The sequence below is a fragment of the Streptomyces sp. NPDC056296 genome, from assembly GCF_042268605.1.
GTDB lineage: Bacteria > Actinomycetota > Actinomycetes > Streptomycetales > Streptomycetaceae > Streptomyces.
This window is the reverse complement of record NZ_JBHJRX010000045.1, coordinates 49238-71976: the sequence shown is the minus strand read 5'-3', so window position 1 is coordinate 71976 and position 22739 is coordinate 49238. Positions and strand designations below refer to the sequence as shown.

At 71.0% G+C, this 22739-nt stretch carries 22 protein-coding genes and 1 pseudogene; 14 read left to right on the top strand and 9 right to left on the bottom strand.

Translation table 11 applies throughout. From position 1 onward, the window contains the following. The first annotated feature begins 48 nt into the window (after positions 1-48). Positions 49-435, top strand: coding sequence for a hypothetical protein (locus ACFCZF_RS29205; protein WP_375914996.1), 387 nt, complete (start codon positions 49-51; stop codon positions 433-435). 59 nt (positions 436-494) lie between these two features. Next, positions 495-1001 (top strand): annotated as a pseudogene (locus tag ACFCZF_RS29200) (transposase); the annotation flags it as partial. An 11-nt stretch (positions 1002-1012) separates the two neighbouring features. On the opposite strand, the gene ACFCZF_RS29195 reads toward ACFCZF_RS29200, so the two are convergent. Then, positions 1013-1144, bottom strand: coding sequence for a hypothetical protein (locus tag ACFCZF_RS29195; RefSeq protein WP_376674166.1), 132 nt, complete (start codon positions 1142-1144; stop codon positions 1013-1015). A gap of 157 nt (positions 1145-1301) precedes the next feature. Continuing rightward, on the bottom strand, positions 1302-1790 hold the full coding sequence (locus tag ACFCZF_RS29190; RefSeq protein ID WP_375914993.1) for an ATP-binding protein: 489 nt from the start codon (positions 1788-1790) through the stop codon (positions 1302-1304). Between the two features lie 193 nt (positions 1791-1983). On the opposite strand from ACFCZF_RS29190, the gene ACFCZF_RS29185 reads away from it, so the two are divergent. From ACFCZF_RS29185 to ACFCZF_RS29170, 4 genes are all read left to right on the top strand, one after another. Further along, on the top strand, positions 1984-2835 hold the full coding sequence (locus tag ACFCZF_RS29185; protein ID WP_375914990.1) for a helix-turn-helix domain-containing protein: 852 nt from the start codon (positions 1984-1986) through the stop codon (positions 2833-2835). A gap of 11 nt (positions 2836-2846) precedes the next feature. Beyond that, positions 2847-3038 carry a hypothetical protein gene (locus ACFCZF_RS29180; protein ID WP_210957697.1) on the top strand — a complete coding sequence of 64 codons (192 nt, stop codon included), beginning with the start codon at positions 2847-2849 and terminating at the stop codon, positions 3036-3038. A gap of 85 nt (positions 3039-3123) precedes the next feature. After that, positions 3124-3633, top strand: a complete 510-nt coding sequence (locus ACFCZF_RS29175) for a SigE family RNA polymerase sigma factor (protein ID WP_376674165.1) — start codon at positions 3124-3126, stop codon at positions 3631-3633. 79 nt (positions 3634-3712) lie between these two features. After that, the gene (locus ACFCZF_RS29170) at positions 3713-5002 is read left to right on the top strand and encodes a hypothetical protein (protein ID WP_376674164.1); all 1290 of its coding nucleotides are present in this window, start codon (positions 3713-3715) and stop codon (positions 5000-5002) included. A gap of 32 nt (positions 5003-5034) precedes the next feature. Here the strand turns inward: ACFCZF_RS29170 and ACFCZF_RS29165 are convergent, their stop codons facing one another. The 6 genes from ACFCZF_RS29165 to ACFCZF_RS29140 all read right to left on the bottom strand — a co-directional run bounded on the left by ACFCZF_RS29165 (position 5035) and on the right by ACFCZF_RS29140 (position 11040). Next, positions 5035-6378: an Nramp family divalent metal transporter gene (locus tag ACFCZF_RS29165; RefSeq protein ID WP_376674163.1), complete on the bottom strand. Its 1344-nt coding sequence runs from the start codon at positions 6376-6378 to the stop codon at positions 5035-5037. A gap of 67 nt (positions 6379-6445) precedes the next feature. Continuing rightward, positions 6446-7129 carry a hypothetical protein gene (locus ACFCZF_RS29160; protein WP_376674162.1) on the bottom strand — a complete coding sequence of 228 codons (684 nt, stop codon included), beginning with the start codon at positions 7127-7129 and terminating at the stop codon, positions 6446-6448. A 64-nt stretch (positions 7130-7193) separates the two neighbouring features. Next, the gene (locus ACFCZF_RS29155; protein ID WP_375914975.1) at positions 7194-8681 is read right to left on the bottom strand and encodes a GntP family permease; all 1488 of its coding nucleotides are present in this window, start codon (positions 8679-8681) and stop codon (positions 7194-7196) included. 123 nt (positions 8682-8804) lie between these two features. Then, positions 8805-9215, bottom strand: coding sequence for a RidA family protein (locus tag ACFCZF_RS29150; protein WP_337304106.1), 411 nt, complete (start codon positions 9213-9215; stop codon positions 8805-8807). Continuing rightward, the gene (locus ACFCZF_RS29145) at positions 9212-9976 is read right to left on the bottom strand and encodes an IclR family transcriptional regulator (protein ID WP_376674161.1); all 765 of its coding nucleotides are present in this window, start codon (positions 9974-9976) and stop codon (positions 9212-9214) included. Before ACFCZF_RS29145 ends, ACFCZF_RS29150 begins: the two co-directional genes overlap by 4 nt. Next, positions 9973-11040: a sugar kinase gene (locus ACFCZF_RS29140; protein ID WP_376674160.1), complete on the bottom strand. Its 1068-nt coding sequence runs from the start codon at positions 11038-11040 to the stop codon at positions 9973-9975. Before ACFCZF_RS29140 ends, ACFCZF_RS29145 begins: the two co-directional genes overlap by 4 nt. 138 nt (positions 11041-11178) lie before the next feature. Here ACFCZF_RS29140 and ACFCZF_RS29135 point away from each other — a divergent pair, with 138 nt between their 5' ends. From ACFCZF_RS29135 to ACFCZF_RS29100, 8 genes are all read left to right on the top strand, one after another. Then, positions 11179-12468: an amino acid deaminase gene (locus tag ACFCZF_RS29135; RefSeq protein ID WP_376674159.1), complete on the top strand. Its 1290-nt coding sequence runs from the start codon at positions 11179-11181 to the stop codon at positions 12466-12468. Between the two features lie 25 nt (positions 12469-12493). Continuing rightward, complete coding sequence (locus ACFCZF_RS29130) at positions 12494-14104, top strand: amidohydrolase family protein (RefSeq protein WP_376674158.1); 1611 nt, start codon at positions 12494-12496, stop codon at positions 14102-14104. Between the two features lie 95 nt (positions 14105-14199). Further along, entirely contained in the window at positions 14200-15411 is a 1212-nt protein-coding gene (locus ACFCZF_RS29125) for a pyridoxal phosphate-dependent aminotransferase (protein ID WP_376674157.1), read from the top strand. 125 nt (positions 15412-15536) lie between these two features. Continuing rightward, positions 15537-15959, top strand: coding sequence for a hypothetical protein (locus tag ACFCZF_RS29120; protein WP_376674156.1), 423 nt, complete (start codon positions 15537-15539; stop codon positions 15957-15959). A gap of 197 nt (positions 15960-16156) precedes the next feature. Then, positions 16157-17245 (top strand): substrate-binding domain-containing protein, encoded by a 1089-nt coding sequence (locus ACFCZF_RS29115; protein WP_376674155.1) that lies wholly within the window; start codon positions 16157-16159, stop codon positions 17243-17245. Continuing rightward, positions 17242-18462: a toxic anion resistance protein gene (locus ACFCZF_RS29110; RefSeq protein WP_376674154.1), complete on the top strand. Its 1221-nt coding sequence runs from the start codon at positions 17242-17244 to the stop codon at positions 18460-18462. The genes ACFCZF_RS29115 and ACFCZF_RS29110 overlap by 4 nt, the downstream gene beginning before the upstream one ends. After that, positions 18459-20015: a substrate-binding domain-containing protein gene (locus ACFCZF_RS29105; protein WP_376674153.1), complete on the top strand. Its 1557-nt coding sequence runs from the start codon at positions 18459-18461 to the stop codon at positions 20013-20015. The genes ACFCZF_RS29110 and ACFCZF_RS29105 overlap by 4 nt, the downstream gene beginning before the upstream one ends. Then, positions 20002-20625, top strand: coding sequence for a hypothetical protein (locus tag ACFCZF_RS29100; RefSeq protein ID WP_376674152.1), 624 nt, complete (start codon positions 20002-20004; stop codon positions 20623-20625). The genes ACFCZF_RS29105 and ACFCZF_RS29100 overlap by 14 nt, the downstream gene beginning before the upstream one ends. A 205-nt stretch (positions 20626-20830) precedes the next feature. Here the strand turns inward: ACFCZF_RS29100 and ACFCZF_RS29095 are convergent, their stop codons facing one another. Then, on the bottom strand, positions 20831-22660 hold the full coding sequence (locus tag ACFCZF_RS29095; protein WP_376674151.1) for a phosphoenolpyruvate carboxykinase (GTP): 1830 nt from the start codon (positions 22658-22660) through the stop codon (positions 20831-20833). Between the last annotated feature and the right edge of the window lie 79 nt (positions 22661-22739).

Sequence of the window (22739 nt, the reverse complement as noted above, 5' to 3'; positions counted from 1 at the left end):
CCAACACACCGCGTTGGGGCCCACAGCCTGCGAAGAGCGAGGATCCCCATGCGGTACGTACGATTCATCAAAGGCGCCGTCACCGTCGTAGTCGCCACCGCAGCCTGCCACACCCTCATGTCTGCCGGCTTCGCTTCGGCACGCGACAATGCAGCCGGAAGCGACGACGCATTCGCCGGCACCTTCGAGTTCCTACTCACCACGGCCGCTTCCTGGGCTCTCATGCCGCTGCTGCTGTGGGCCGGCATGCGGGTCATGGGCGAGACCGGAAACGTCGCACTGGTGATCGTCGGTGGGCTGGCCTGGCTGGGACTGTCCGGGTACTACATCGATGACGTCGACCGCGCGGGCGGGCACATACCGGCCCTCGCCCTCGCCGCATACATCCTTCTCGGGACAGGGCTAGCCGGGTTCGGCCCGGACCGACGCGGCTGAGATCCGGGCCGTGTCCGCGCGCTCTGTGAGATCGCCGGCCGCCCCCGCCACCCGGACACGTGCAGCTCAAGGGTGTCGAGCCTGCGAAGGCTGTGCCGGTGAAGGCCGTGGACGACCAGCTGATCGACGAGCTGGTCGGCCGGGCCCAAGCCGAGGGTCTTCATCTGACGGGCGAGGGCGGGCTGCTGCAGCAGCTGACCAAGCGCCTGTTGGAGTCCGCCCTCGAAGGCGAGATCACCGACCATCTCGGCTATGACAAGCAGGACGCAGTCGGCAAGAACGGCGGCAACTCACGCAACGGGAAACGTGGCAAGACCGTGCTCACCGACGTCGGACCGATCGAGATACCCGTTCCCCGTGACCGGGACGGAACCCTCAAACCGAAGGTCCTGCGCAAGCGGCCGAAGCGTCTGTCCGGCGTCGACGAGGTGGTGATCTCGCTGTCCGCGAAGGGCCTGACGACCGGCGAGGTCCAGGCCCACCTCGCCGAGGTTCACGGCGCCGACGTCTTTAGGCAGACCATCTCCACCATCACCGACAGTCATAGTGATACGCGGGTCTGGTGGCCGTGACCCGATCACTGACTGACGTTCTGCTGGGCTGTCCTTGCGTTCATCTGTCCGGCCGCCGGGCCCAGCTCCCAGGGCTCCGGCTGCAGCTTGCTTGTCATGTCCTTTAACTCAGCTTCCGCGAATTCCAGAAAGGACATCCGGTTCCCACCTTCCTGCTGCATAGTTGCGTTCTGGCTGCCCGACAGGCCAGATCCGCCTCCTGCGGCCTTCTCGAAGAACCTCACGCCATGGCGTGGAACAGTTGCGAACGCGCAACCGTACAGGCACCACCACGGCCGACTGTGGCCTACGTCGTCAAGACGTCCCGTACGCCGCCGCGCTCGCCCTCGGCAGTGTCGCCCACATGCGCGTGCCGCCGCCGGGCTCCCGCGCCTCGCCGAAGCCCCACGTGCCGTCGCAGGCGCGGCAGACGCAGGCCAAGAGGCGGAGGGCGGCGCGGCGGCGGGTGTCGCAGGCGGTGGCCAGGTGGGGGCTGGTGTGGCGGGGGTGGCTGTCGTAGGCGATGACCCGGAGGGTGGAGAAGCGGTAGCGGAGGGTCAGGTAGTAGTCCACCGACTCCGTGAACTGGCAGGCGACTGCTGTGAGTTCGCTGACCGCTTGCAGCGCCGGGTCCAGCATGTCGGTCAGGCCGTGCGTCCGGAAGACGTGGCGCGCCGTCGCCCTTGCGAGGGCGGGGCTGGAGAGGGCGGCGGGGAGGGTGAAGCTGTAGGCCAGGGTTTCGGGGATGGGGGGTGTCGGGTCCGCCGGGTAGGCGGGGGCGACGGGGCAGTGGGACGGGGGCATGGCGACTCCTTTGTCGGGGGCGGTCGGTGGCTCCGTCGCGCAGGCAGGCGTGCGCGATGCACTTCCAATCGCCGTGTGTAGCGTGTGCGGTACTGAATGTATCGACGCGGGTGCCTAATTTGGCACCATGAAGTGAAAAGTGCGCTCGATCGTGGGTGGCAGGCTGCTCACGACGGCAGGTGGAGGGAGCGGTGTGGGAGCGAGGACGTCAGCCACAGCACGTCAGAAACGGCTCGGGATCGAAGTCCGTCGCATGCGTACGTCGGCGGGGATGTCCGCGGAGTCCGCCGCGGGGCTGCTGGGCGTCGACCGTGGCACGATCTCGCACATCGAGTCAGGGGTACGGGCGGTCAGCCCGGAGCGGATCCGCACCCTCGCCTGCAACTGCGAATGCCCGGACGCCGAGTATGTCGAGGCCCTGGTGAGCATGGCAGCAGGCGGTCGGCGCGGGTGGTGGGAGAGGTATCGGGGCTTCCTTCCCCAGGGGATGCTGGACATCGCGGAGCTGGAGGCGCACGCAGTTCGCATGCGGGCCGCCTACTCCATGCACGTTCCGGGACTGTTGCAGACCTCCGACCACGCGATGGCGGTCTTCCGTGTCGTCATCCCGCAATTGCCCGACCACGAGGTCGCCCTGCGCCTGGCCCACCGCGTGGAGCGTCAGCAGGTGCTGGACGGCAATGATGCGACGCCGTTCGTCGCCGTCGTGCACGAGGCGGCGCTCCGCATGCAGTTCGGTGGACGCCACGTCGCCAAGGCGCAGTTGCACCACGTCCTGGAGAAGTCGGAGCAGGAGAACGTGACCGTCCTGGTCATCCCCTTCGCCGCCGGCGCCTTCCCGGGGGCCGGACAGACCGTGCTGTACGCGGAGGGACCGGTTGCCCAACTGGACACGGTGCAGATCGACAGCTCGCACGGGCCGGACTTCCTCCACGCCGACGCCCAGCTGGCGAAGTACCGTGCCCACCTGGACTGGATGGAGCGGATCGCCCTGTCGTCGGCGGCATCACGCGACTTCATCGGCGAGATCGCCAACGACCTTTGAGGAGATGCCTGATGAGCGACATCACGTGGGAAGACCCCTTCTGCGGCGAGGGAAACTCCTGCTTCCGCCTCGGCACCGACACCACCGGCAACGCCTACATCGCCATAGCCGGCGAGGAGGACACTCCCCTCACCGACAGCCGGGACGCCCTACGCCGCATGATCCTCGACATCAAGGCGGGCAAGGCCGACCACCTCCTGTGAAGTCCGTATGAAACATTTTCCGGGGCCCACCGCATCAATGAGGTGAAGGCAGTACGCGGCAGCGGTGGGCACGGGGGACATGGACATGAGGCAAGCGCGAGCGGACGAGTACGCCGAGTTCGCGGTGGCGCGGGCCGGGCATCTGTACCGGTCCGCGTGTCTGCTCACCGCCGGGGACACATATCTGGCCGAGGATCTCGTGCAGGAGACCTTCGGGCGGCTGTACGTGCGGTGGGGGCGCGTGTCCCGGGTGGGAAATCCCGCCGGGTACGCGCAGACCGTGCTCACCCGGGCCTTCCTCGCCCATCAGCGGCGGCGCAGCAGCCGGGAGCGGGCGACGGACGTGTTCCCGGACCTGCCCGGCTCCGGGGACGGGGACGCCTCGCTGCGGCTGACGCTGCTGGACGCGCTCGCGCGGCTGCCCGCCAAGGACCGGGCCGTCGTCGTCCTGCGGTACTGGGAGGACCGGTCCGTCGAGGAGACCGCCGACGTCATGAACGTCAGCTCGGCGGCGGTGCGAACGCGGTGTTCCCGGGCGCTGGGACGGCTGCGTGAGCTGCTCGGTGAGGATCTCGCGGAGTACGCCAGACCCTGACGGCCGCCCCACACAGTCATACGTCCCCTCCCCCACTTCGGCTTTCACTTCACTCACCTTGCGGAAAGGGTGGTTCGCCATGCCCGGAGACCAGTACCAGACCCCCTTCGAGGAGCGGCTCTCCGCCGCCCTGCACGACGCCGGCGGCGGCTTCGACGCCGACCGTACGGCTCTCGTCGCCGGGGGGCGGAGCCGTGGGCGGCGGGCGCTGACGCGGCGCCGGGCCGGGGTGGTCGGCGGGGCGGTGGCCGGTGTCGCGCTGGTCGGGGTGGGCGGAGCGTTGCTCCTGCCGCAGGGGAAGTCCGACGGTCCCGAAGTCTCCGCCGCGGCCTCCGGAGCCACCTCCAGGCCGTCCGCCTCCGCCACGAAGCCCGCTCCGCCTCCCGTCTCCGGCGACACGGTCCTCGGTGAGCTCAAGAAGCTGCTTCCGGAGGGGAAGTTCAGTCAGGAGGACGCCCGCGGATCGGGGGACGGGCCGTACGCGTACCTCGTGTATGACGACGGGGAGGGGGCAGCCGCGATGAACGTGAGCTTCGCCCGGCTCGATCCGGGCAGCCCCCAGGTCCGCGAGCTGACTGGGTGCCCCGACAAGACGTTCACCCCGTACGACGACTGCTCCTCCACCCGGCTGGCCGACGGCTCGCTGCTCAGGCTCCTCAAGGGCTACGAGTATCCCGACAAGCGCGTCGACACCAAGTACTGGTCCGCCGACCTGGTCACGACCGAGGGACAGCATGTCAGCGTCGGCGAGTGGAACGCCCCCGCGCAGAAGGGCGCGCCCGTCTCCCGCCCGGAGCCTCCCCTGTCGATGGAGGAGCTGAAGGAGGTCGTCACGGCGGAGGTGTGGCGCAAGGTGGTGGACGCGATTCCCGAGACGCCGAAGCCCACCAAGCCCGCCCCGTCCGCCCCGTCCGCCCCGTCCGACACCGTGCCGCCGGCCGTCTCCGGCAAGGACATCACCGAGACGCTGGCCGGGTTGCTGCCCAAGGGGCTGGACGTGGTGAAGAAGGGCGGCCAGGAGACCGAGTACACCTACGCCGTCGTCGACGACGGGCGGGGCGAGAGCCTCGTCCAGGTCAACGTCCAGTACGGCATGCACGACGTCGCCGACCAGCTGTACCGCGACGGCGAGACCCTTCCCGACGGCACCCGCGTCGCCACCCGCCAGGGGAACGGGGACGACCGGGTCGCCGGGGTCCTGATGTGGACGGCTGACACCCTGCGGCCCGGCAAGGACGGCTTCCGCGTCGTGATCAGCGCCTTCAACAACGGTGCCGCGCATGCCGAGCCGTCCCGCGAGACTCCCGCGCTGACCATGGATCAGCTGCGGGAGATGGCGCTCAGTCCGGAGTGGGACAAGCTCCGGTAGGTCCGGGCGGGTGGGCCTGTGGGCCGGTGGGATCAGAAGAAGTCCGCCCACGGCTGGTCCCAGACCTCCTTCAGGCACAGCACGAGGAAGAGGAGGCCCGCGACGGCGAGCATGCCGTTGCTCAGCCAGCCGTTGCGCCATTCGCGCGGTGTGCGGGAGGAGTTGAGGAGCCAGATCAGGGTCAGGGCGAGGAAGGGCATGAAGGCCGCGCCCAGGACGCCGTAGATGATGACCAGGCGGAAGGGTTCGCCCTGGAAGAGCAGGATGATGGGAGGGAAGGTCAGCCAGAGGAGGTAGGCGCGGAAGGGCCAGGAGCGTTCGTGCTCGCCGGTGGCGATCTCCTTGACCTTGTCCCCCGGCTCGCCGACCTCGCCCGTCCTCCTCTCGCGCTGCCGGGCCACGAAGTCCGCGAACATCAGGCTCACGCCGTGCCACACGCCGATGAGCGAGGTGAAGGACGTGGCGAAGAAGCCGATCAGGAAGAACTTGGCCGTCGCCGTGCCGTACTCGTCCTCCAGGATGTCGCCGAGCTGCACCAGGCCCTTGCCGCCGCCCGACAGCGCGATGTTCGCGGCGCGCAGCAGCTCCGCGCCGACGAACAGCATGGCGACGACGAAGACACCGGTCGTGATGTAGGCGACCCGGTTGTCCAGCCGCATGACCTTCATCCAGCCGGTGTTGGCCCAGCCCTTGGCGTTGACCCAGTAGCCGTAGGCGGCGAGCGTGATCGTGCCGCCTACGCCGCCGATCAGGCCGAGGGTGTTGAGGACGGAGTCCTCGCCGTCCGGGATGACCGGGAGAAGGCCGGCGAAGGCGTTCCCCAGGTTGGGCGCGACCCGGATCGCGAGGTAGACCGTCACGACGAACATGACGCCCACCATGACCGTCATGACCTTCTCGAATACCGCGTACTTGTTGAACCAGACGAAGACCAGGCCGACCACGCCGCAGGCCACGCCCCACCATTCGAGGTCCATCACGCCGGGGAACAGCGCCTGCAACGGGAGGGCGCTGGACGACATCGCCGCCGCGCCGTAGGAGAAGCCCCAGATCACGACGTAGATCCCGAAGAACCACGTGGTCCAGCGGCCGAGGCTGGCCCAGCCGTCGAAGAGGGTGCGTCCGGTGGACAGGTGCCAGCGGCCCGCCGCCTCGGCGAGGGAGATCTTGACCAGGCAGCCGAGGACCGCCGCCCACAGCAGGGTGTAGCCGAAGTTGCTGCCCGCGATCAGGGTGGCGACGAGGTCGCCGGCGCCGACCCCGGTCGCCGCGACGACGATGCCGGGGCCGATGTAGCGCCAACTGGATTTACGGGGTGCCGAGTCGGGGTCGCGTGGTGCCCCGGTGTCACTGGTGTTGCCCGTGGTGTCCGCCATGCGGGCCAACCAAGCTCATGGCGGCCGGTGGGACAAGAGGGCGTGCGGGGATCTTCACGCGATGCGCCTACTCGTCCCCGTCCGCCCTGCCCTTCGCGTCGGACTTCACGTCGCGCTTCGCCTCATCCTCCGCATTGGACTTCGCGTCGCGCTTCGCCTCATCCTCCGCGTCGGACTTCGCCTCGCCCTCCGCGTCGGACGTCGCTTCGGACGTCGCGTCGGGCTCCGCCCCGTCCCGCGTCTCGCCGTCCTCGAAGTACGCGTCCAGGACCTCGTCCAGGGCCGACTCCCACTCCGGAAAGCGGCTCCGCGACGTCGCCTCGATCTCGATCGGGTACCAGCGGCGGTCCGGCGTGTGCACCGTGACGGTGAACCGCTTGCCGAAGCGGCCCGTCTCCGTCTCGACGGCCCCGACCTCGTTCCAGCGGAACTCGCAGCTCTGGTCGTCGAGGGAGAGACGTACGCCCTTGTGGTCGGCGACGATCCTGGCGCGGCGGTCGGCGGCCTCGAAGACGGGGCCGTCGGGGTCCGGGGCCTCTTCCCCCTCCTCCGGCTCCCCGGCCTGTTCGGCGGGTTCGGAAGCCGCGGTCTCGTCCGCGACGCGAACGTCCTCGGGCTCCCCCTCCGCGTCCTTCGCCGGTCTCGTGTCCTCCGGCTCACCGGTCACGGGCGCGGTGAGCCCGGGGATGAATGCCGGGTCGAATCCGGCGCCTTCCAGGGGCTGGCTGGTCGATCCTCTGCGCTGCTCCACAGCGGGCAGTATGGTCGACGATCCTGTGTCGGACACAGCCAGCCCCAACTTCGTTATCAGACGCCTACACGAACAGGCTCAGCACCGCCGCCACCACGAACCCGGCGACCGACAGCACGCTCTCCAGCACGGTCCACGTCTTCAGCGTGTCCCGTTCGCTGATGCCGAAGTACTTGGCGACCATCCAGAAGCCGCCGTCGTTGACGTGCGAGGCGAAGATGGAGCCCGCCGAGATGGCCATGATGACCAGGGCGACGAACGCCTGGGAGTGGTCGCCCTCGGCGAGCAGCGGTGCCACGATGCCGGCCGTCGTCACGATGGCCACCGTCGCCGAGCCCTGGGCGACCCGCAGCACCAGGGAGATCAGGTAGGAGAGGACGATCACCGGCAGGCCGACGTCGTTGAAGGTGTCGGAGAGGGCCTGGGCGACGCCGCTGGCGCTGAGGACGGCTCCGAAGACGCCGCCCGCGCCGACCACCAGCAGGATGTTGCCGACCGGCTTCAGCGAGGCCGTCGAGACGGTCTCCAGGGACTTGCGGGACCAGCCGCGCCGGATGCCGAGCAGGTAGTAGGCGAGGAGCAGGGCGATGGTCAGGGCGACGAACGGGTTGCCGAAGAACTCGATCACCGAGCGGAGGGTGGACTCGTCCAGGGCGATGGAGGAGAAGGTCGCGGCGAGGATGAGGACCAGCGGGGTGCCGATGATGCCGAGGACCGTGCCGAGCGCGACCGGGTGCTCCTGCGGCGCGACGCCGGACTTGCTCTGCTCGTCGATGACGGCCTGCTTGGCCTCCTCGGCGGCCTCGACCATGTCCTGCGGCACGGGCACGAAGATGCGGCGGCCGATCCAGGCGGAGAACGCCCAGGCGGCGAGTACGGCCGGGATGCCGCAGACGATGCCCATGAGGATCACCCAGCCGAGTTCCACCTTGAGCAGTCCGGCGGCGGCCACCGGGCCGGGGTGCGGCGGCAGGAAGGCGTGGGTCATCGACAGGCCGGCCAGCAGGGGCAGGCAGTAGAGCAGGACCGACTTGCCGGAGCGCTTGGCGGCGGCGTAGACGATGGGCGCGAGGACGAAGATGCCCACGTCGAAGAAGACCGGGACACCGAAGATCAGGCCGGTCAGGCCCATGGCGAGGGGCGCGCGCTTCTCACCGAAGAGGCCCAGCAGCCGGGAGGCGAGTACCTGGGCGCCGCCGCTGACCTCGAGGATGGCGCCGAGCATGGTGCCCAGGCCGATGATGATGGCGACGTGCCCGAGGATGCCGCCCATGCCGGACTCGATGGTGGAGACGGCGTCGGACTTCTGGACGGTGCCGAAGAGTTCGGTGACCGACAGGCCGGCGAGCAGGCCGACGGCTATGGAGACGGCGAGCAGCGCGACGAACGGCTGCAGCCGCACCTTGATGATCAGGAAGAGCAGCAGCACGATGCCGATCGTGGCGACGGTCAGCAGGCCCGCCGTGCCGTCGATCAGGTGGAGCAGGCCACCGGTGTGGGGTGGGGTCTCCGCTGGTGCGGAGGCGGCGAGCTGGAGGGATATGGGGGACATACGGGGGTCCTCTGGGTAAACACATACAGCTTTCGAGCACGGCGGGGCGCGGCACGGCGCCCCCGGGGGTGAGGGGCGCCGTCCCGTGCGACAGTCAGACGGAAGGAAAGACGGTGGCGAGGGTCAGCCGAGGACGGCCAGCGCGTCGATCTCGATGAGGAGTCCGGCGGGCAGACCGACGTAGACGGTCGTGCGCGCGGCGGGCGGCTGGGTGAGGCCCTGCTCCTCGAAGTAGGCGTTGTAGATCTCGTTCATCTCGGCGAAGTGGTCCACGTCCGTGAGGTAGACGCGGATCATCATCACGTCGTCCCAGGAGGCACCGCCCTCTTCGAGGATCGCCTTGACGTTGGCGAGGGTCTGGAGGGTCTGCTCGCGCAGGGTCGGGCCGGCCGGGGTGGGGGCCTTGCCCTCCTCGTGGGGGAGGAAGCCGACCTGGCCGGCGACCTGGAGGATGTTGCCCCTCTTGACGCCGTGGCTGAACTTCGCCGGGGGGACGGTGTGGGTCGCGGGGGTGAGGGCGATCTTGTCGGTCATGCGGTGACTTCCTTGACTGGGGTCCTGCCGGAGTACTCGCCGCTGATGGCGTCCGCCGTACGGCGGACCAGCGGGAGCAGGGTGAGGAGTTCGTCGGCGGTGACGACGACGTTCGGCGCGGAGACCGACATCGCGGCCGTCACCCGGCCGTCGGCGCCCCGGATGGGCGCGGCGACGCAGTTGATGGACTCCTCGTGGCCACCGAGGTCGGTGGCCCAGCCCTGTTCGCGCACCTTGGCCAGCTCCTTGAGGAAGCCGTCGGCGCTCGGTGTCGAACGGGCCGTGTACAGGGGGTAGTCGAGCTTCTCGACCACGGCTCGGCGCTCGTTCTCGGGGAGGTCGGCGAGCAGCAGCTTGGCGACGGCCGCGACGGTGATGGCGACGGGCTTGCCGATCCGGGAGTACATGCGGACCGGATAGCGGCTCTCCACCTTGTCGATGTAGAGGACCTCGTTCTCCTCGTAGACGGCGAGGTGGACGGTGTGTCCGCAACTCTCGTTGAGGCGTACGAGGTGGGGGTGGGCGATCTCGCGGACGTCGAGGTTCTCCATCGCCTCCTGGGCCAGGGCGATCAGCCGGGCGCCGAGGCGGTAGCGCTGGTCGGACTGGCGGTAGACGAAGCCGTGCTCGTGGAGTGTCCGCAGGAGGCGCAGCGCCGTGGACTTGTGGACGCCGAGGCGGTCGGCGACCCGGCCCAGGTCGGCGGGGCCCTCGGCGAGCAGCGGCAGGATGCTCAGCGCGCGGTCGACGGTCTGGCTCATGGGGTTCGTACCTCCTCCTCGGCCCCTTCGCCGGCCTGTGTCCAGCCGGGGCCGAGTCGCAGTCTCCCCCACGCGTCGTCGTCGAGGGCGGCCAGGCGGTCGGCGTGGTGCCGGGCCGGGGGTGTGGCGAGGTCGCCGGGGGCGGTGAGGGCGGCGGCGGCCATCAGGTGGCCGTGGCGCAGGCGCTCGCGGACGGGCAGGTCGCGCAGGGTGGCGGAGAGGAACCCGGCGGCGAACGCGTCGCCCGCACCGACGGCGGCCACGACGTCGACGGTGAGGGCGGGGACGGTGGTGACGTGGTGGGCCTGGGTGCCGTCGGCGCCGGCGGTCCGGTGGAAGGCGGTGGCGCCGGTCGCGCCCTGCTTGACGACGAGCAGCTCGGGTTCGGGCAGGGCGGCGCGCACGGCCTCGGGGCCGCCCAGGTCCCAGGCCTCGTCCTCGCCGACGAAGACGAGGTCGGCGCCGCGCGCCAGTTCAAGGAGGACCCGTGAGCCGTCGGTGTCCCCGCGCCACAGTCCGGGGCGGTGGTTGACGTCGAAGGAGACGAGGGGCCGGCCGGGGCGGCGGGCGGTGAGTTCGCGCATCAGGGCGAGGCAGTCGGCGGAGAGCGCGGGCGTGATGCCGGACAGGTGCAGGACGCGCCCGGAGCGGATCGCGTCGAGGTCCATGTTCCGGGCCGACATCGCGGAGGCGGCCGAGCCCGCCCGGTAGTACGCCACCTCGTGCGCGTCGGTGGCCCGGTCCCCGGCGGTGCGGAAGTACACGCCGGTGGGGCGGTCGGGGTCGCGGCGCACCGCGGAGACGTCCACGCCGTAGGCGCCGATCGCCTCGACGAGGTGGTCGCCGAAACCGTCGGCGCCGACCCGGCCGACCCAGCGGGCGGAGTGCCCGGCGGCGGCCAGTACGCAGGCCACGTTGGACTCGGCGCCGCCGATGGCCCGGTCGAAGGAGGGTACGTCGGCGAGTCGCCCGGGCACGGAGGGAAGGAAGGTGACCATGGACTCGCCGAGCGCGACGACGTCCACGACGTCGGGGGCGGTGCTGGTGGGTCCGGTGGCGGTCACGATGGTGGGGGCTCCTCGTCGCTCTCGCGGGCCTCGGCGGATCCGTTGACCCCGCGTTGGCCGAGATGTTAGACAGCAGTAAGCGATATACGCAACGATCGTTGCACTGCTTGCAACGCATCAGATCAGGGAGGCTCCATGGCCCTCGACACCGGCACCGAAGCCCTCGCCCGTCTGGCCGAGGAGCGCGTCGACCACCGTTTCAAGGGCCTCCCGCCGGACGCCGACGGTCTGACCGTCGCCGAGCTGACCCGCCAGGGCCGCAACCTCTTCACCGGCGGTTTCACCACCCCCGTGCTGGCCCTGTCCGCCGAGCGCCTGGAGCACAACCTGCGGCTGATGGAGACGTACGCCACCCGGCACGGTCTCGCCTTCGCGCCGCACGGCAAGACCTCCATGGCCCCGCAGCTCTTCCACCGCCAGATCGAGCACGGCGCCTGGGGCATCACCCTCGCCGTGCCGCACCAGGTGCGGGTCGCCCGCGCCTTCGGCTTCCGGCGGATCTTCCTCGCCAACGAGCTGGTCGACGCCGCCGCCCTGCGCTGGATCTCCGCCGAACTGGACGCCGACCCGGACTTCCGCTTCGTCTGCTACGTCGACTCGGTGCGCGGCGTCGGGCTGATGGACGCGGCGCTGACGGAGGCGGGCGCCGCCCGGCCAGTGGACGTCGTGGTGGAACTGGCCGCCGGTGAGGGCGCCCGGACCGGCGTCCGCACGGAGGCCGAGTGCGCGGCCGTCGCCGACGCGGTGGCCGGCGCGCGGACGCTGCGGCTGGCCGGTGTCGCCGGGTACGAGGGCGAGGTGCCCGGGGCCGACCCCGAGAAGGTGCACGCGTGGCTGCGACGGCTGGTCGCGCTGGCCGTGGACTTCGACAAGGCGGGGCGGTTCACGGCGGCCGGGCTCGACGAGATCGTGCTGAGCGCGGGCGGCAGCGCCTGGTTCGACGCGGTCGCCGACGTGTTCGCCGAGGTCCCCGGCCTCTCCCTGCCGGTGCTGAAGCTGCTGCGCTCGGGCGCGTACGTCTCCCACGACGACGGCCACTACCGCGAGCTGACCCCCTTCAACCGGGTCCCCGAGGAGGGCGCCCTGGAGCCCGCCTTCCGCCTGTGGAGCCAGGTCGTCTCCCGCCCCACCCCCGAGCAGGCGTTCACCAACGCGGGCAAGCGGGACGCGGCCTACGACCTCCACCTGCCCTTCGCCCAGGTCGTCCGCCGCGACGGCGCCGAGCGTCCGGCCACCGGCGTCGAGGTGACCGGCCTGTCCGACCAGCACGCCTGGCTGCGCACGACCGGGGACGCGGACCTGGAGGTGGGCGACTGGGTCGGGACGGGCCTCTCCCACCCGTGCACGTCCTTCGACAAGTGGCAGCTCATCCCGGTCGCGCAGGCGGACGGGACGGTCGTCGACTACGTCCGCACGTTCTTCTGAGACGCCCGAGAGAGGGAAGCCGGACATGGAAGAGCTGGTCATCAGGGACGCGGAGGTCGTCGACGGCTCCGGCGCCGACTCCTACCGCGCGGACGTCGTGGTCGACGGCGGGCGGATCGTCTCGATCGTCAAGGAGGCGGCGGCCGCCGGCTGCCAGCGCCCCAAGGCCCGCCGGGAGCTGGACGCCGAGGGCCTGGTCCTGGCCCCCGGTTTCGTCGACATGCACGCCCACAGCGACCTGGCGCTGCTGCGGGACCCGGACCACAGCGCCAAGGCCGCCCAGGGCGTCACCCTGGAGGTCATCGGCCAGGACGGGCTGTCGTACGCGCCGGTCGACGACCGCACCCTCGGCGAGGTGCGCCGCGCGATCGCCGGGTGGAACGGCCCCGGCGACGACATCGACTTCGACTGGCGGTCGGTCGGCGAGTACCTGGACCGGCTCGACGGGGGCATCGCGGTCAACGCCGCCTACCTCATACCGCAGGGCACGGTGCGCGCCCTCGCGGTCGGCTGGGACGACCGGGACGCGACCGAGGGCGAGCTGGAGCACATGCGCCGCCTGGTCGCCGAGGGCATGGAGCAGGGCGCGGTCGGCATGTCGTCCGGGCTGACGTACACGCCCGGCATGTACGCCAAGGACGCCGAGCTGACCGAGCTGTGCCGGGTGGTGGCGTCGTACGGCGGCTACTACTGCCCGCACCATCGCTCGTACGGCGCCGGGGCGCTCCAGGCGTACGAGGAGATGGTGGCGCTGACCCGCGAGGCGGACTGCCCCCTCCACCTCGCCCACGCCACCATGAACTTCGGCGTCAACAAGGGCCGGGCGCCCGAGCTGCTGACCCTGCTCGACGACGCGCTGGCCACCGGGGCCGACATCACCCTCGACACCTACCCGTACACGCCCGGCTGCACGACCCTCGTGGCGCTGCTGCCGAGCTGGGCCAGCGAGGGCGGCCCGGAGCAGATCCTCAAGCGGCTGGCGGACGACGACACCGCCGAGCGCGTCCGGCACCACCTGGAGGAGATCGGCGCCGACGGCTGCCACGGCGTTCCCGTGGAGTGGGAGACGATCGAGATCTCCGGCACGGGCGACCCGGCCCTCGGCGAGTACGTCGGCCGCACGGTCCTGGAGTCGGCGCGGCTGCGCGGCGAGACCCCCTGGGCGGTCGCCCGCCATCTGCTCCTGGCCGACCGGCTGGCCCCGACCATCCTCCAGCACGTCGGCCACGAGGAGAACGTCCGCGCGATCATGCGGCACCGCGTCCACACCGGCGGCTCGGACGGCATCCTCCAGGGCAGCAAGCCGCACCCGCGCGCCTACGGCACCTTCCCGCACTACCTGGGCCACTACGTGCGCGAGCTGGGCGTGCTGTCGCTGGAGGAGTGCGTCGCCCACCTCACCTCGCGCCCGGCGGCCCGGCTGCGGCTGCCGGACCGGGGGCTGGTCCGTGAGGGGTACCGGGCCGACCTGGTGCTCTTCGACCCGGCGACGGTCGCGGCGGGCAGCACGTACGGGAACCCGCGCGTGCTGCCGACGGGCATCCCGTACGTACTGGTCGACGGGCGGTTCGTGATGGAGGACGGGCGGCGGACGGACGTACTGGCGGGGCGGTCCGTGCGGCGGACTCGGCGCTAGCGGCCCGCGCGCCTGGGGAAATCCACCCAAACCGCACGTCCCACGTGGCGGACAACACGACCCATGAGGCGCAACCGGGTCGTAAGCTCACGGACATGCAGGTGATCCAGTCGACCAAGCTCGCCAACGTCTGTTACGAGATCCGGGGCCCGGTGCTCGAGGAGGCGATGCGGCTGGAAGCGGCCGGGCACCGCATCCTGAAGCTGAACACCGGCAACCCGGCCGCCTTCGGTTTCGAGTGCCCGCCGGAGATCCTGGAGGACATCCTCCGCAACGTCTCGACGGCACACGGTTACGGCGACGCCAAGGGGCTGCTGGCCGCGCGCCGGGCGGTCGTCATGCACAACCAGACCCTCGGCATCGAGACGGACGTCGAGCACGTCTTCATCGGCAACGGCGTCTCCGAGCTGATCGTGATGGCGATGCAGGGCCTGCTGGACGACGGTGACGAGGTCCTGGTCCCGGCGCCCGACTACCCCCTGTGGACGGCCGCCGTCTCGCTGTCCGGCGGCACGGCGGTGCACTACCGGTGCGACGAGCAGTCCGACTGGATGCCCGACCTCGCGGACGTCGAGCGGAAGATCACCGACCGCACCAAGGCGCTCGTGATCATCAACCCGAACAACCCGACGGGTGCGGTCTACGACGAGGCGATGCTGCGCGGGCTGACCGACATCGCGCGCCGGCACAACCTGCTGGTCTGCTCCGACGAGATCTACGACAAGATCCTGTACGACGAGGCCACGCACACCCCGACCGCCGCGATCGCCCCGGACCTGCTCACCCTCACCTTCAACGGCATGTCGAAGGCGTACCGGGTGGCCGGCTACCGGGTCGGCTGGATGTCGATCTCCGGTCCGCGCGCGCACGCCGAGTCCTACATCGAGGGCCTGACGATCCTGGCCAACATGCGGCTGTGCGCCAACATGCCGGGCCAGCACGGCGTGGTCGCGGCGCTCAGCGGGCGGCAGACCATCAACGAGCTGGTACTGCCGGGCGGGCGGCTGCGGGAGCAGCGGGACGCCGCCCACGAGGCGCTGACCAGCATTCCGGGGGTGACCTGCGTGAAGCCGAAGGGCGCGCTGTACCTCTTCCCCCGCCTCGACCCCAAGGTCTTCAAGATCAAGGACGACCGGCGGATGGTCCTGGACCTGCTGCGCCAGGAGAAGATCATGGTCGTCCAGGGCACCGGCTTCAACTGGCCCGAGCCCGACCACTTCCGGGTGGTGACCCTGCCGACGGCCGGGGACCTGCGCGAGGCGGTGGACCGGATCGGGAACTTCCTGGACGGTTACAGCCAGCCCTGACCGCGGCCCCGACCCCGACCCCGATCCCGGCCCTGAGCTTGAGCTTGAGCCAGATCGCGAGCTCTCTCAACTTTAGATTAAATCTAATGTAGGATGGTTTCCTGAAGCACTCAGGAGGCCATCCCATGTACGAACCGATCCGTACCAAGTCGGTCCACAGCACGATGGCCGGCAGCACCTCGGACTTCCCCCACCGGTCCCGGGAGGAAGAGCTGGACATCCAGCTCGCGGGCCATCTCGCCGCACTGCTCGCCGTCACGGACGAACTGCGCGCGCTGGCCCCCTCGGCCGGCCTGGACACCGCGGCCGACCGGCTCGCCGAGCAGGTGGCCCGGCTGCGGGGAGGGCGGACGCCGGTCCGCGTGCCGGTGACCGCCGCCCGCCCCGAGCCGCATCTGGCGGCCCTGCACCGGCGGGCGCACACCCTCGCGGGCCGCGCCCTGGTGGTGGCGGCCTCCCGCGCCGACACGGCGGTCGCCATCCTGACCGCCGAACGCATGGACGCGCACTCCGCGGCCCTGGAGCCGCGCGAACTCACCTCGCACTGAGCCCGTTCCCGCCGGGCTCCACCCCCTGAGCCCGCACCGGGCTCCCCCGTACGGCCCCGGTCCGCGCGCACCCGCAGCGACGCGCGGACCGGGTGCCACACACCCCCTCGCGGGCGTTGCACGTCCGGGTCCGGTACGACACCCCCCGTTCATGGCCGCACGTCAGGAATGTTGAGTTCCGGGAGCATGCTCCGCGTGTGAGACGTATCTCGGGAATCGTCCTCGCGGTCCTGCTGATCGGCGGAGTGGTGGCAGCCGTCGTCGCGGGCCGGCAAGCGGATGACGCGGAGGACAAGGCCACGGCAACGAAGACCGTGCGCGCGATCATCGGGTCGGAGAAGGCAGCCTTCTTCGCCGACGCCGACGTGGTGAAGGCCCTCGCCGCCAAGGGCTACACCGTAAGGGCGGAGACCTCCGGGTCCTGGGCGATGGAGGAGCTCGACCTCAAGGGCTACGACCTCGCCTTCCCCTCCAGCCAGGCCCCGGCCGACGAACTCGCCGACAAGCACGGCGTACGCAAGCCGCTGCCCCGGCCCTTCTACTCACCGCTCGTCGTGGTCGCCCACCGCAGCGCCGCCCAGGTGCTCGCGGCGAACGGGCTCGCCGCACTCGACCGCAGCAGGGGCGGCACCCTGAAGATGGGCGCCTACCTCGACGCGGCCCGCGCCGACCGCACCTGGCAGCAGCTGAAGGGTGCCGAGAAGTACGGCGAGCTGACCGGGACGGTGTACATCGCGACCACGGACCCGGAGACCTCCAACTCAGGCGCCCTCTACCTGGCCGCCGCCTCCTACGTGGCGAACGGCGACCGGGTGGCCGCGAGCGACGCCGACGTGGACCGGACCGCGCCCCTGATGCGCAAGCTGGTCCAGGTGCAGGGCGCCCAGAAGTCCAGCACGGACGCGGCGTTCCGGGACTTCACCAGCGGCGTCGGCGACCCGCTGGTGCTGGTGTACGAGTCGCAGGTCGCCGCGCTGCTGCGGGAGGGCGGCGAGAGCGTCGGGGACCTGACCGTCCTGTACCCGGACACCACCGCCACCAGCGACCACACCGTCGTACCGCTCACCGACGAGGGCCGCGCGCTCGGCGAACTCCTCGCCGGCGATCCGCGGCTGCGGGAACTGGCCGTCCGGCACGGGTTCCGGCCGCAGGGCGCGGGCGCGGAGTTCACCAAGGCGACCGAGGCCCACACCGCGTATCTCAACCAGCAGCTGACCGGCGTCCGGCAGGCGCCCGTGCCCACCTCCGAGGTGCTGCACGAGATGGCCCGCCGGGCGCGCGGATGACAGCGGACCACAGGGGGATCGGCCAAGTGACCGACACCGACAACGACTTCACGCTCACCCTCACCCCGCCCGAGCCCGTCGCCCCCGTGCCCCGGGAGAAGGCCGGCGGACTCGTGCCCGTCGACGACGGGGCCCGCGCCGACATGGCCCGCAAGGCCGCCGCCTACGTCGAGGGCCTCGCCGCGCTCGACGCCCGGTCGCCGGAGTTCGCCGGCAAGGTCGGCGAGATCACCGGACTCGGCGCCGCCGAGATGCGCACCGCCGCCTCGCAGTCCAACCGCATGCTGGAGCGCACCGTGCGCAGCCTGCCGGACCAGGGCGGCGACGCCCAGGCGCGGGTCGCCGGCTCCCTGGTGGAGCTGCGGCGCGTGGTCGAGGACCTGGACCCGCGCGACCTGCCCGCGAACAAGGGCCGCAGGTTCCTGTCCCGGCTGCCCGGCAGCAACAAGCTGCGCGACCACGTCGCCAAGTACGCCTCCGCCCAGGGCACCCTGAACAAGATCGTGGGCTCGCTGCGCGGCGGCCAGGACGAACTGCGCCGCGACAACGCCGCGTTGCAGACCGAGCGGGTCCGCCTGTGGGAGACCATGGGCAAGCTCCAGGAGTACGTCGTACTCACCGAGGCCCTGGACACGGCCGTCGAGCAGCACGTCGCGGGCGTGGAGCCGGCCGACCCGCAGGCCGCCGACGCCGTGCGCGCGGACGTCCTCTTCCCGGTCCGCCAGAAGCACCAGGACCTGCTCACCCAGCTCGCGGTGTGCGCGCAGGGCTACCTCGCCATGGACGTCGTACGCCGCAACAACGAGGAGCTGATCAAGGGCGTCGACCGGGCGGCCACGACCACGGTGTCCGCGCTGCGGATCTCCGTGATGCTGGCCTCCGCGCTGGACCACCAGAAGAAGGTCGTCGAGCAGGTCAACGCGTTGCGCGGGACGACGGAGGAGCTGATCCGGGGCAACGCGGAGATGCTCGCCACCCAGAACGGGGAGATCCAGCGCATCGCCGCCGACCCCGCGGTGGGGGCGGAGACCCTGCGCACCGCCTTCCAGCAGATCTACCGCACCCTCGACGCCATCGACACCTACAAGGTCCAGGCGACGGAGTCGATGGCGGCCACCGTGGAGTCCCTGACCGGGGAACTGCGGCACGCGAGCGCCTACCTGGAGCGCAGCCGGGCGCAGGGCGCGCTGGAGTCCCGGGAAGGAGGGCTCGGATGAGACGCGCCCTCGCCGTCTGCCTCACCGCGCTCGCCGTCCTCACCGCCTGCACCACGCAGGAGAAGGGAGACGGGACGGACGGGCCGCCGACCCCCGGAGTACCCGGCACCGCCGAGCCCGGCACCCTGCGCGTCCTCGCCTCCAGCGAGCTGACCGACATGGCCCCGGTGCTGGAACAGGTCCGCGAGGACACCGGCGTCACCGTCCGCCTCACCCCGATCGGCACCCTCGACGCCGTCGACCTGCTGGCGAAGGGCGGCGCTGACGGGAAGTACGACGCGGTGTGGCTGTCGTCCAACGACTCGCTGCGGCTGCGTCCCGAGGCGGCGGAACGGGTCGTCTCCGAGACGCCGGTGATGACCAGCCCCGTCGCCATCGGTGTGAAGGCCGCCACCGTCGAGAGGCTGGGCTGGCGACCCGGGCAGGTCACCTGGTCCCAGGTCGAGCGGGCCGTCGCCGACGGGAAGCTCACCTACGGCATGACCGACCCGGCCCGCTCCAACTCCGGTTTCGCCACCCTCGTCTCGGTCGCCTCCGCGCTCTCCGGCGCCCAGTCCGCGCTCACGGACGCCGACGTGGCGAAGGCGACGCCGCGGCTGAGGAAGTTCTTCACCGGGCAGCGGCTCACCTCGGGCTCGTCGGGCTGGCTGGCGGCGTACCAGCGGCGGGGGAACGTCGACGCGCTGCTCAACTACGAGTCCGTCCTCATCGGTATCCCGGGCCTCACCGTCGTCCGCCCCACCGACGGCGTGATCACCGCCGACTACCCGCTCTCCACGCTCGCGTCGACGAACGCCGCGACCCGCGAGGACGTCCGCCGCGTCGCCGAGGCGCTGCGCACCCCGGAGCTCCAGGAGGAGATCACGACCGGGACGCACCGCCGCCCGGTCCTCGCCTCCGTGCCGCTCACGTCCGCCCTGGACACGAGCCGGCGGCGCGAACTGCCCTACCCAGGCACCCGGTCCGTCGCCGACGGCCTGCTCGACGCCTACGAGAACGATCTGCGCCGCCCGTCCCGGACGGTGTACGTCCTCGACACATCCGGCTCGATGGAGGGCGAGCGGCTGCGCCGGCTGAAGGCGGCGCTCACCGCCCTGACCGGCGACTTCCGCGACCGCGAGGAGGTGACGCTGATGCCCTTCGGATCGGACGTCAAGCGCGTGGCGACCCACGTCGTGGACCCCGCCGACCCGCGGACCGGGCTGGACGGCATCCGCCGGGACACGAAAAGCCTGACGGCCCAGGGCGACACCGCGGTCTACACGTCGCTGGAGAAGGCGTACGACCATCTCGGCGGCGGGCGGGACGCGTTCACGTCGATCGTGCTGATGACGGACGGCGAGAACACCACCGGCGCCGACGCGGCCGACTTCGACCGCTTCTACGGCTCGCTGAACAAGGCGCGGCAGGAGATCCCGGTCTTCCCCATCCTCTTCGGCGACTCCGACCGCACGGAACTGGCGCACATCGCCGAACTGACCGGCGGCCGTCTCTTCGACGCCCAGAAGGGTTCGCTGGACGGCGCCTTCGAGGAGATCCGTGGCTACCAGTAAGGGCAACGGGGTCTGGGCGTACCTGGAGTCCCGCAAGAACCTGACCGGCAGTGCCTGCGGGCTCGCGGGCGTGGTGCTGACCTTCACTGGCGTGGCGGGACCGTACTGGCCCGTGGTCGTCGCCGGCCTGTACGGCGCCGGCGCGCTGGTCGCCCCGCCGGAGCGGCCCGCGCCGCCCGACTTCCCGGACCCGTCGGCGCAGCTGTCGGCCCAGCTGGAGGAGGTGCGCGGCGACTTCGGGCGGCTGCGCGCCTACCTGGCCGACGTCGAACTGCCGCCGGCCGCCGGGGAACGCCTGGGTGGGCTGACCGGTCTGCTGGGGGCGCTGCTGGAGCCTGGCTGGGTCGCCGAGGTGCTGGCGGCCGACCCGGACGGCGTGCACGCGGTGTCGCGGGCGGTGCGGCAGGACGTGCCGGAGGCGGTCGACGCCTATGTGCGGGCCCGGTGGTGGACGCGGATGACGCCGGGGCAGGAACCGCCGGAGCGGCACCTGGAACGGCAGCTCGCGCTGCTCCACGAGGAGGCGGAGCGGCTGACGGACCGGCTGCGGGATGCCGAGGCCCGGCGGCAGGAGTCCCACACGCGGTATCTGGAGGACCGCTCGGGCTGAACGGGCGCACAACGGGGGGGGATCAACGCTGAAGGGCCGGGTCCGTCGCACGCCGTTGTGCGGGGACCCGGCCCGAGCGGGGCTCCCCCACGCTCCGGGTACTGCGAGCTACTGGAGCGGGGAGGAGACCCCCTCGCGGCCGGCCTTCGTGACGACTTCGCGGGTCAGGGCTAGTCGGACCGGACGCGGAGCTGGGTGGGGACGGTCAGCCCAGGCGCTGCACCAGGTTGCGGTACTGGTCCCACAGCTCGGTGGGCGTGTGGTCGCCGAAGGTGTTCAGGTGCTCGGGGACGAGCGCCGCCTCCTCGCGCCACACCTCCTTGTCGACGCTGAGCAGGAAGTCCAGGTCGGCGTCGGCGAGGTCGAGGCCGTCGGTGTCGATGGAGTCCTTGGTCGGCAGCACGCCGATCGGGGTCTCGACGCCGTCCGCCTTGCCCTCCAGGCGCTCCACGATCCACTTCAGGACGCGGCCGTTCTCACCGAAGCCCGGCCAGACGAACTTGCCCTCGTCGTCCTTGCGGAACCAGTTGACGTAGTAGATCTTGGGCAGCTTGGACTGGTCCTTGTCCTTGGCCACGTCGACCCAGTGACCCATGTAGTCGCCCATGTTGTAGCCGCAGAACGGCAGCATGGCGAACGGGTCGCGGCGCAGCTCGCCGACCTTGCCCTCGGCGGCGGCGGTCTTCTCGGAGGCCACGTTGGCGCCGAGGAAGACGCCGTGGTTCCAGTCGAAGGACTCGGTGACGAGGGGGACGGCGGTCGCCCGGCGGCCGCCGAAGAGGATCGCCGAGATCGGCACGCCCTTGGGGTCCTCCCACTCCGGCGCGATGATCGGGCACTGCGCGGCGGGTGTGGTGAAGCGGGCGTTGGGGTGCGCGGCGGGCGTACCGGACTCGGGCGTCCAGTCGTTGCCCTTCCAGTCGGTCAGGTGGGCGGGCGTCTCCTCGGTCATGCCCTCCCACCACACGTCGCCGTCGTCGGTGAGAGCGACGTTGGTGAAGACGGAGTTGCCCCACAGGGTCTTCATCGCGTTGGCGTTGGTGTGCTCACCGGTGCCGGGCGCGACGCCGAAGAAACCGGCCTCGGGGTTGATCGCGTACAGGCGGCCGTCCTCGCCGAAGCGCATCCAGGCGATGTCGTCGCCGATCGTCTCCACGGTCCAGCCGGAGATCGTGGGCTCCAGCATGGCGAGGTTGGTCTTGCCGCAGGCCGACGGGAAGGCGGCGGCGACGTACTTGGGCGCGCCGGTGGGCGGGGTCAGCTTCAGCACCAGCATGTGCTCGGCGAGCCAGCCCTCGTCGCGGGCCATGACGGAGGCGATGCGCAGGGCGTAGCACTTCTTGCCGAGCAGGGCGTTGCCGCCGTAGCCGGAGCCGTAGGACCAGATCTCGCGGTCCTCGGGGAAGTGCGAGATGTACTTGGTGCTGTTGCACGGCCACGGAACGTCCTCCTGGCCCTGCTCCAGGGGGGCGCCGAGGGTGTGCACGGCCTTGACGAAGAAGCCGTCGCCGCCGAGCTCGTCCAGGACCGGCTGTCCCATGCGGGTCATGGTGCGCATGGAGACGGCGACGTACGCGGAGTCGGTGATCTCCACGCCGAGCGCGGACAGCGGCGAGCCGAGCGGGCCCATGCAGAAGGGCACGACGTACATGGTCCGGCCGCGCATCGAGCCGCGGAACAGGCCGCCCTCACCCCTCTCCCCCCTGAAGATCTCCCGCATCTCGGCGGGGTCCTTCCAGTGGTTGGTCGGGCCGGCGTCCTCCTCCTTCGCGGAGCAGATGAAGGTCCGGTCCTCGACGCGCGCGACGTCGGAGGGGTCGGAGGCCGCGTAGTAGGAGTTGGGGCGCTTGATCGGGTCGAGTTTGCGGAAGGTGCCCTTCGCCACGAGCTCCCCGCACAGGCGCTCGTACTCGGCCTCGGATCCGTCACACCAGACCACTTCGTCCGGCTGGGTCAGTTCGGCGATCTCGTTCACCCACGAGATCAGCTCCTGGTGGTTGGTGGGGACGGGGGGAGCAGCGATGTCGCGCGCCACGATTGCTCCTAAATGAGGGGTTTTTTGTTTGGAGGCCCCGTGGGGGCTGCGACCCGGATGCGTGACGTTGACCTCTTGG

Bases quoted from the DNA above. Each gene is read 5' to 3' on its own strand.
- ACFCZF_RS29205 (WP_375914996.1), top strand. From the start codon at position 49: ATGCGGTACGTACGATTCATCAAAGGCGCCGTCACCGTCGTAGTCGCC.
- ACFCZF_RS29195 (WP_376674166.1), bottom strand. From the start codon at position 1,144: ATGTCCTTTCTGGAATTCGCGGAAGCTGAGTTAAAGGACATGACAAGC.
- ACFCZF_RS29190 (WP_375914993.1), bottom strand. From the start codon at position 1,790: ATGCCCCCGTCCCACTGCCCCGTCGCCCCCGCCTACCCGGCGGACCCG.
- ACFCZF_RS29180 (WP_210957697.1), top strand. From the start codon at position 2,847: ATGAGCGACATCACGTGGGAAGACCCCTTCTGCGGCGAGGGAAACTCC.
- ACFCZF_RS29175 (WP_376674165.1), top strand. From the start codon at position 3,124: ATGAGGCAAGCGCGAGCGGACGAGTACGCCGAGTTCGCGGTGGCGCGG.
- ACFCZF_RS29170 (WP_376674164.1), top strand. From the start codon at position 3,713: ATGCCCGGAGACCAGTACCAGACCCCCTTCGAGGAGCGGCTCTCCGCC.
- ACFCZF_RS29165 (WP_376674163.1), bottom strand. From the start codon at position 6,378: ATGGCGGACACCACGGGCAACACCAGTGACACCGGGGCACCACGCGAC.
- ACFCZF_RS29155 (WP_375914975.1), bottom strand. From the start codon at position 8,681: ATGTCCCCCATATCCCTCCAGCTCGCCGCCTCCGCACCAGCGGAGACC.
- ACFCZF_RS29150 (WP_337304106.1), bottom strand. From the start codon at position 9,215: ATGACCGACAAGATCGCCCTCACCCCCGCGACCCACACCGTCCCCCCG.
- ACFCZF_RS29145 (WP_376674161.1), bottom strand. From the start codon at position 9,976: ATGAGCCAGACCGTCGACCGCGCGCTGAGCATCCTGCCGCTGCTCGCC.
- ACFCZF_RS29135 (WP_376674159.1), top strand. From the start codon at position 11,179: ATGGCCCTCGACACCGGCACCGAAGCCCTCGCCCGTCTGGCCGAGGAG.
- ACFCZF_RS29130 (WP_376674158.1), top strand. From the start codon at position 12,494: ATGGAAGAGCTGGTCATCAGGGACGCGGAGGTCGTCGACGGCTCCGGC.
- ACFCZF_RS29125 (WP_376674157.1), top strand. From the start codon at position 14,200: ATGCAGGTGATCCAGTCGACCAAGCTCGCCAACGTCTGTTACGAGATC.
- ACFCZF_RS29120 (WP_376674156.1), top strand. From the start codon at position 15,537: ATGTACGAACCGATCCGTACCAAGTCGGTCCACAGCACGATGGCCGGC.
- ACFCZF_RS29110 (WP_376674154.1), top strand. From the start codon at position 17,242: ATGACAGCGGACCACAGGGGGATCGGCCAAGTGACCGACACCGACAAC.
- ACFCZF_RS29105 (WP_376674153.1), top strand. From the start codon at position 18,459: ATGAGACGCGCCCTCGCCGTCTGCCTCACCGCGCTCGCCGTCCTCACC.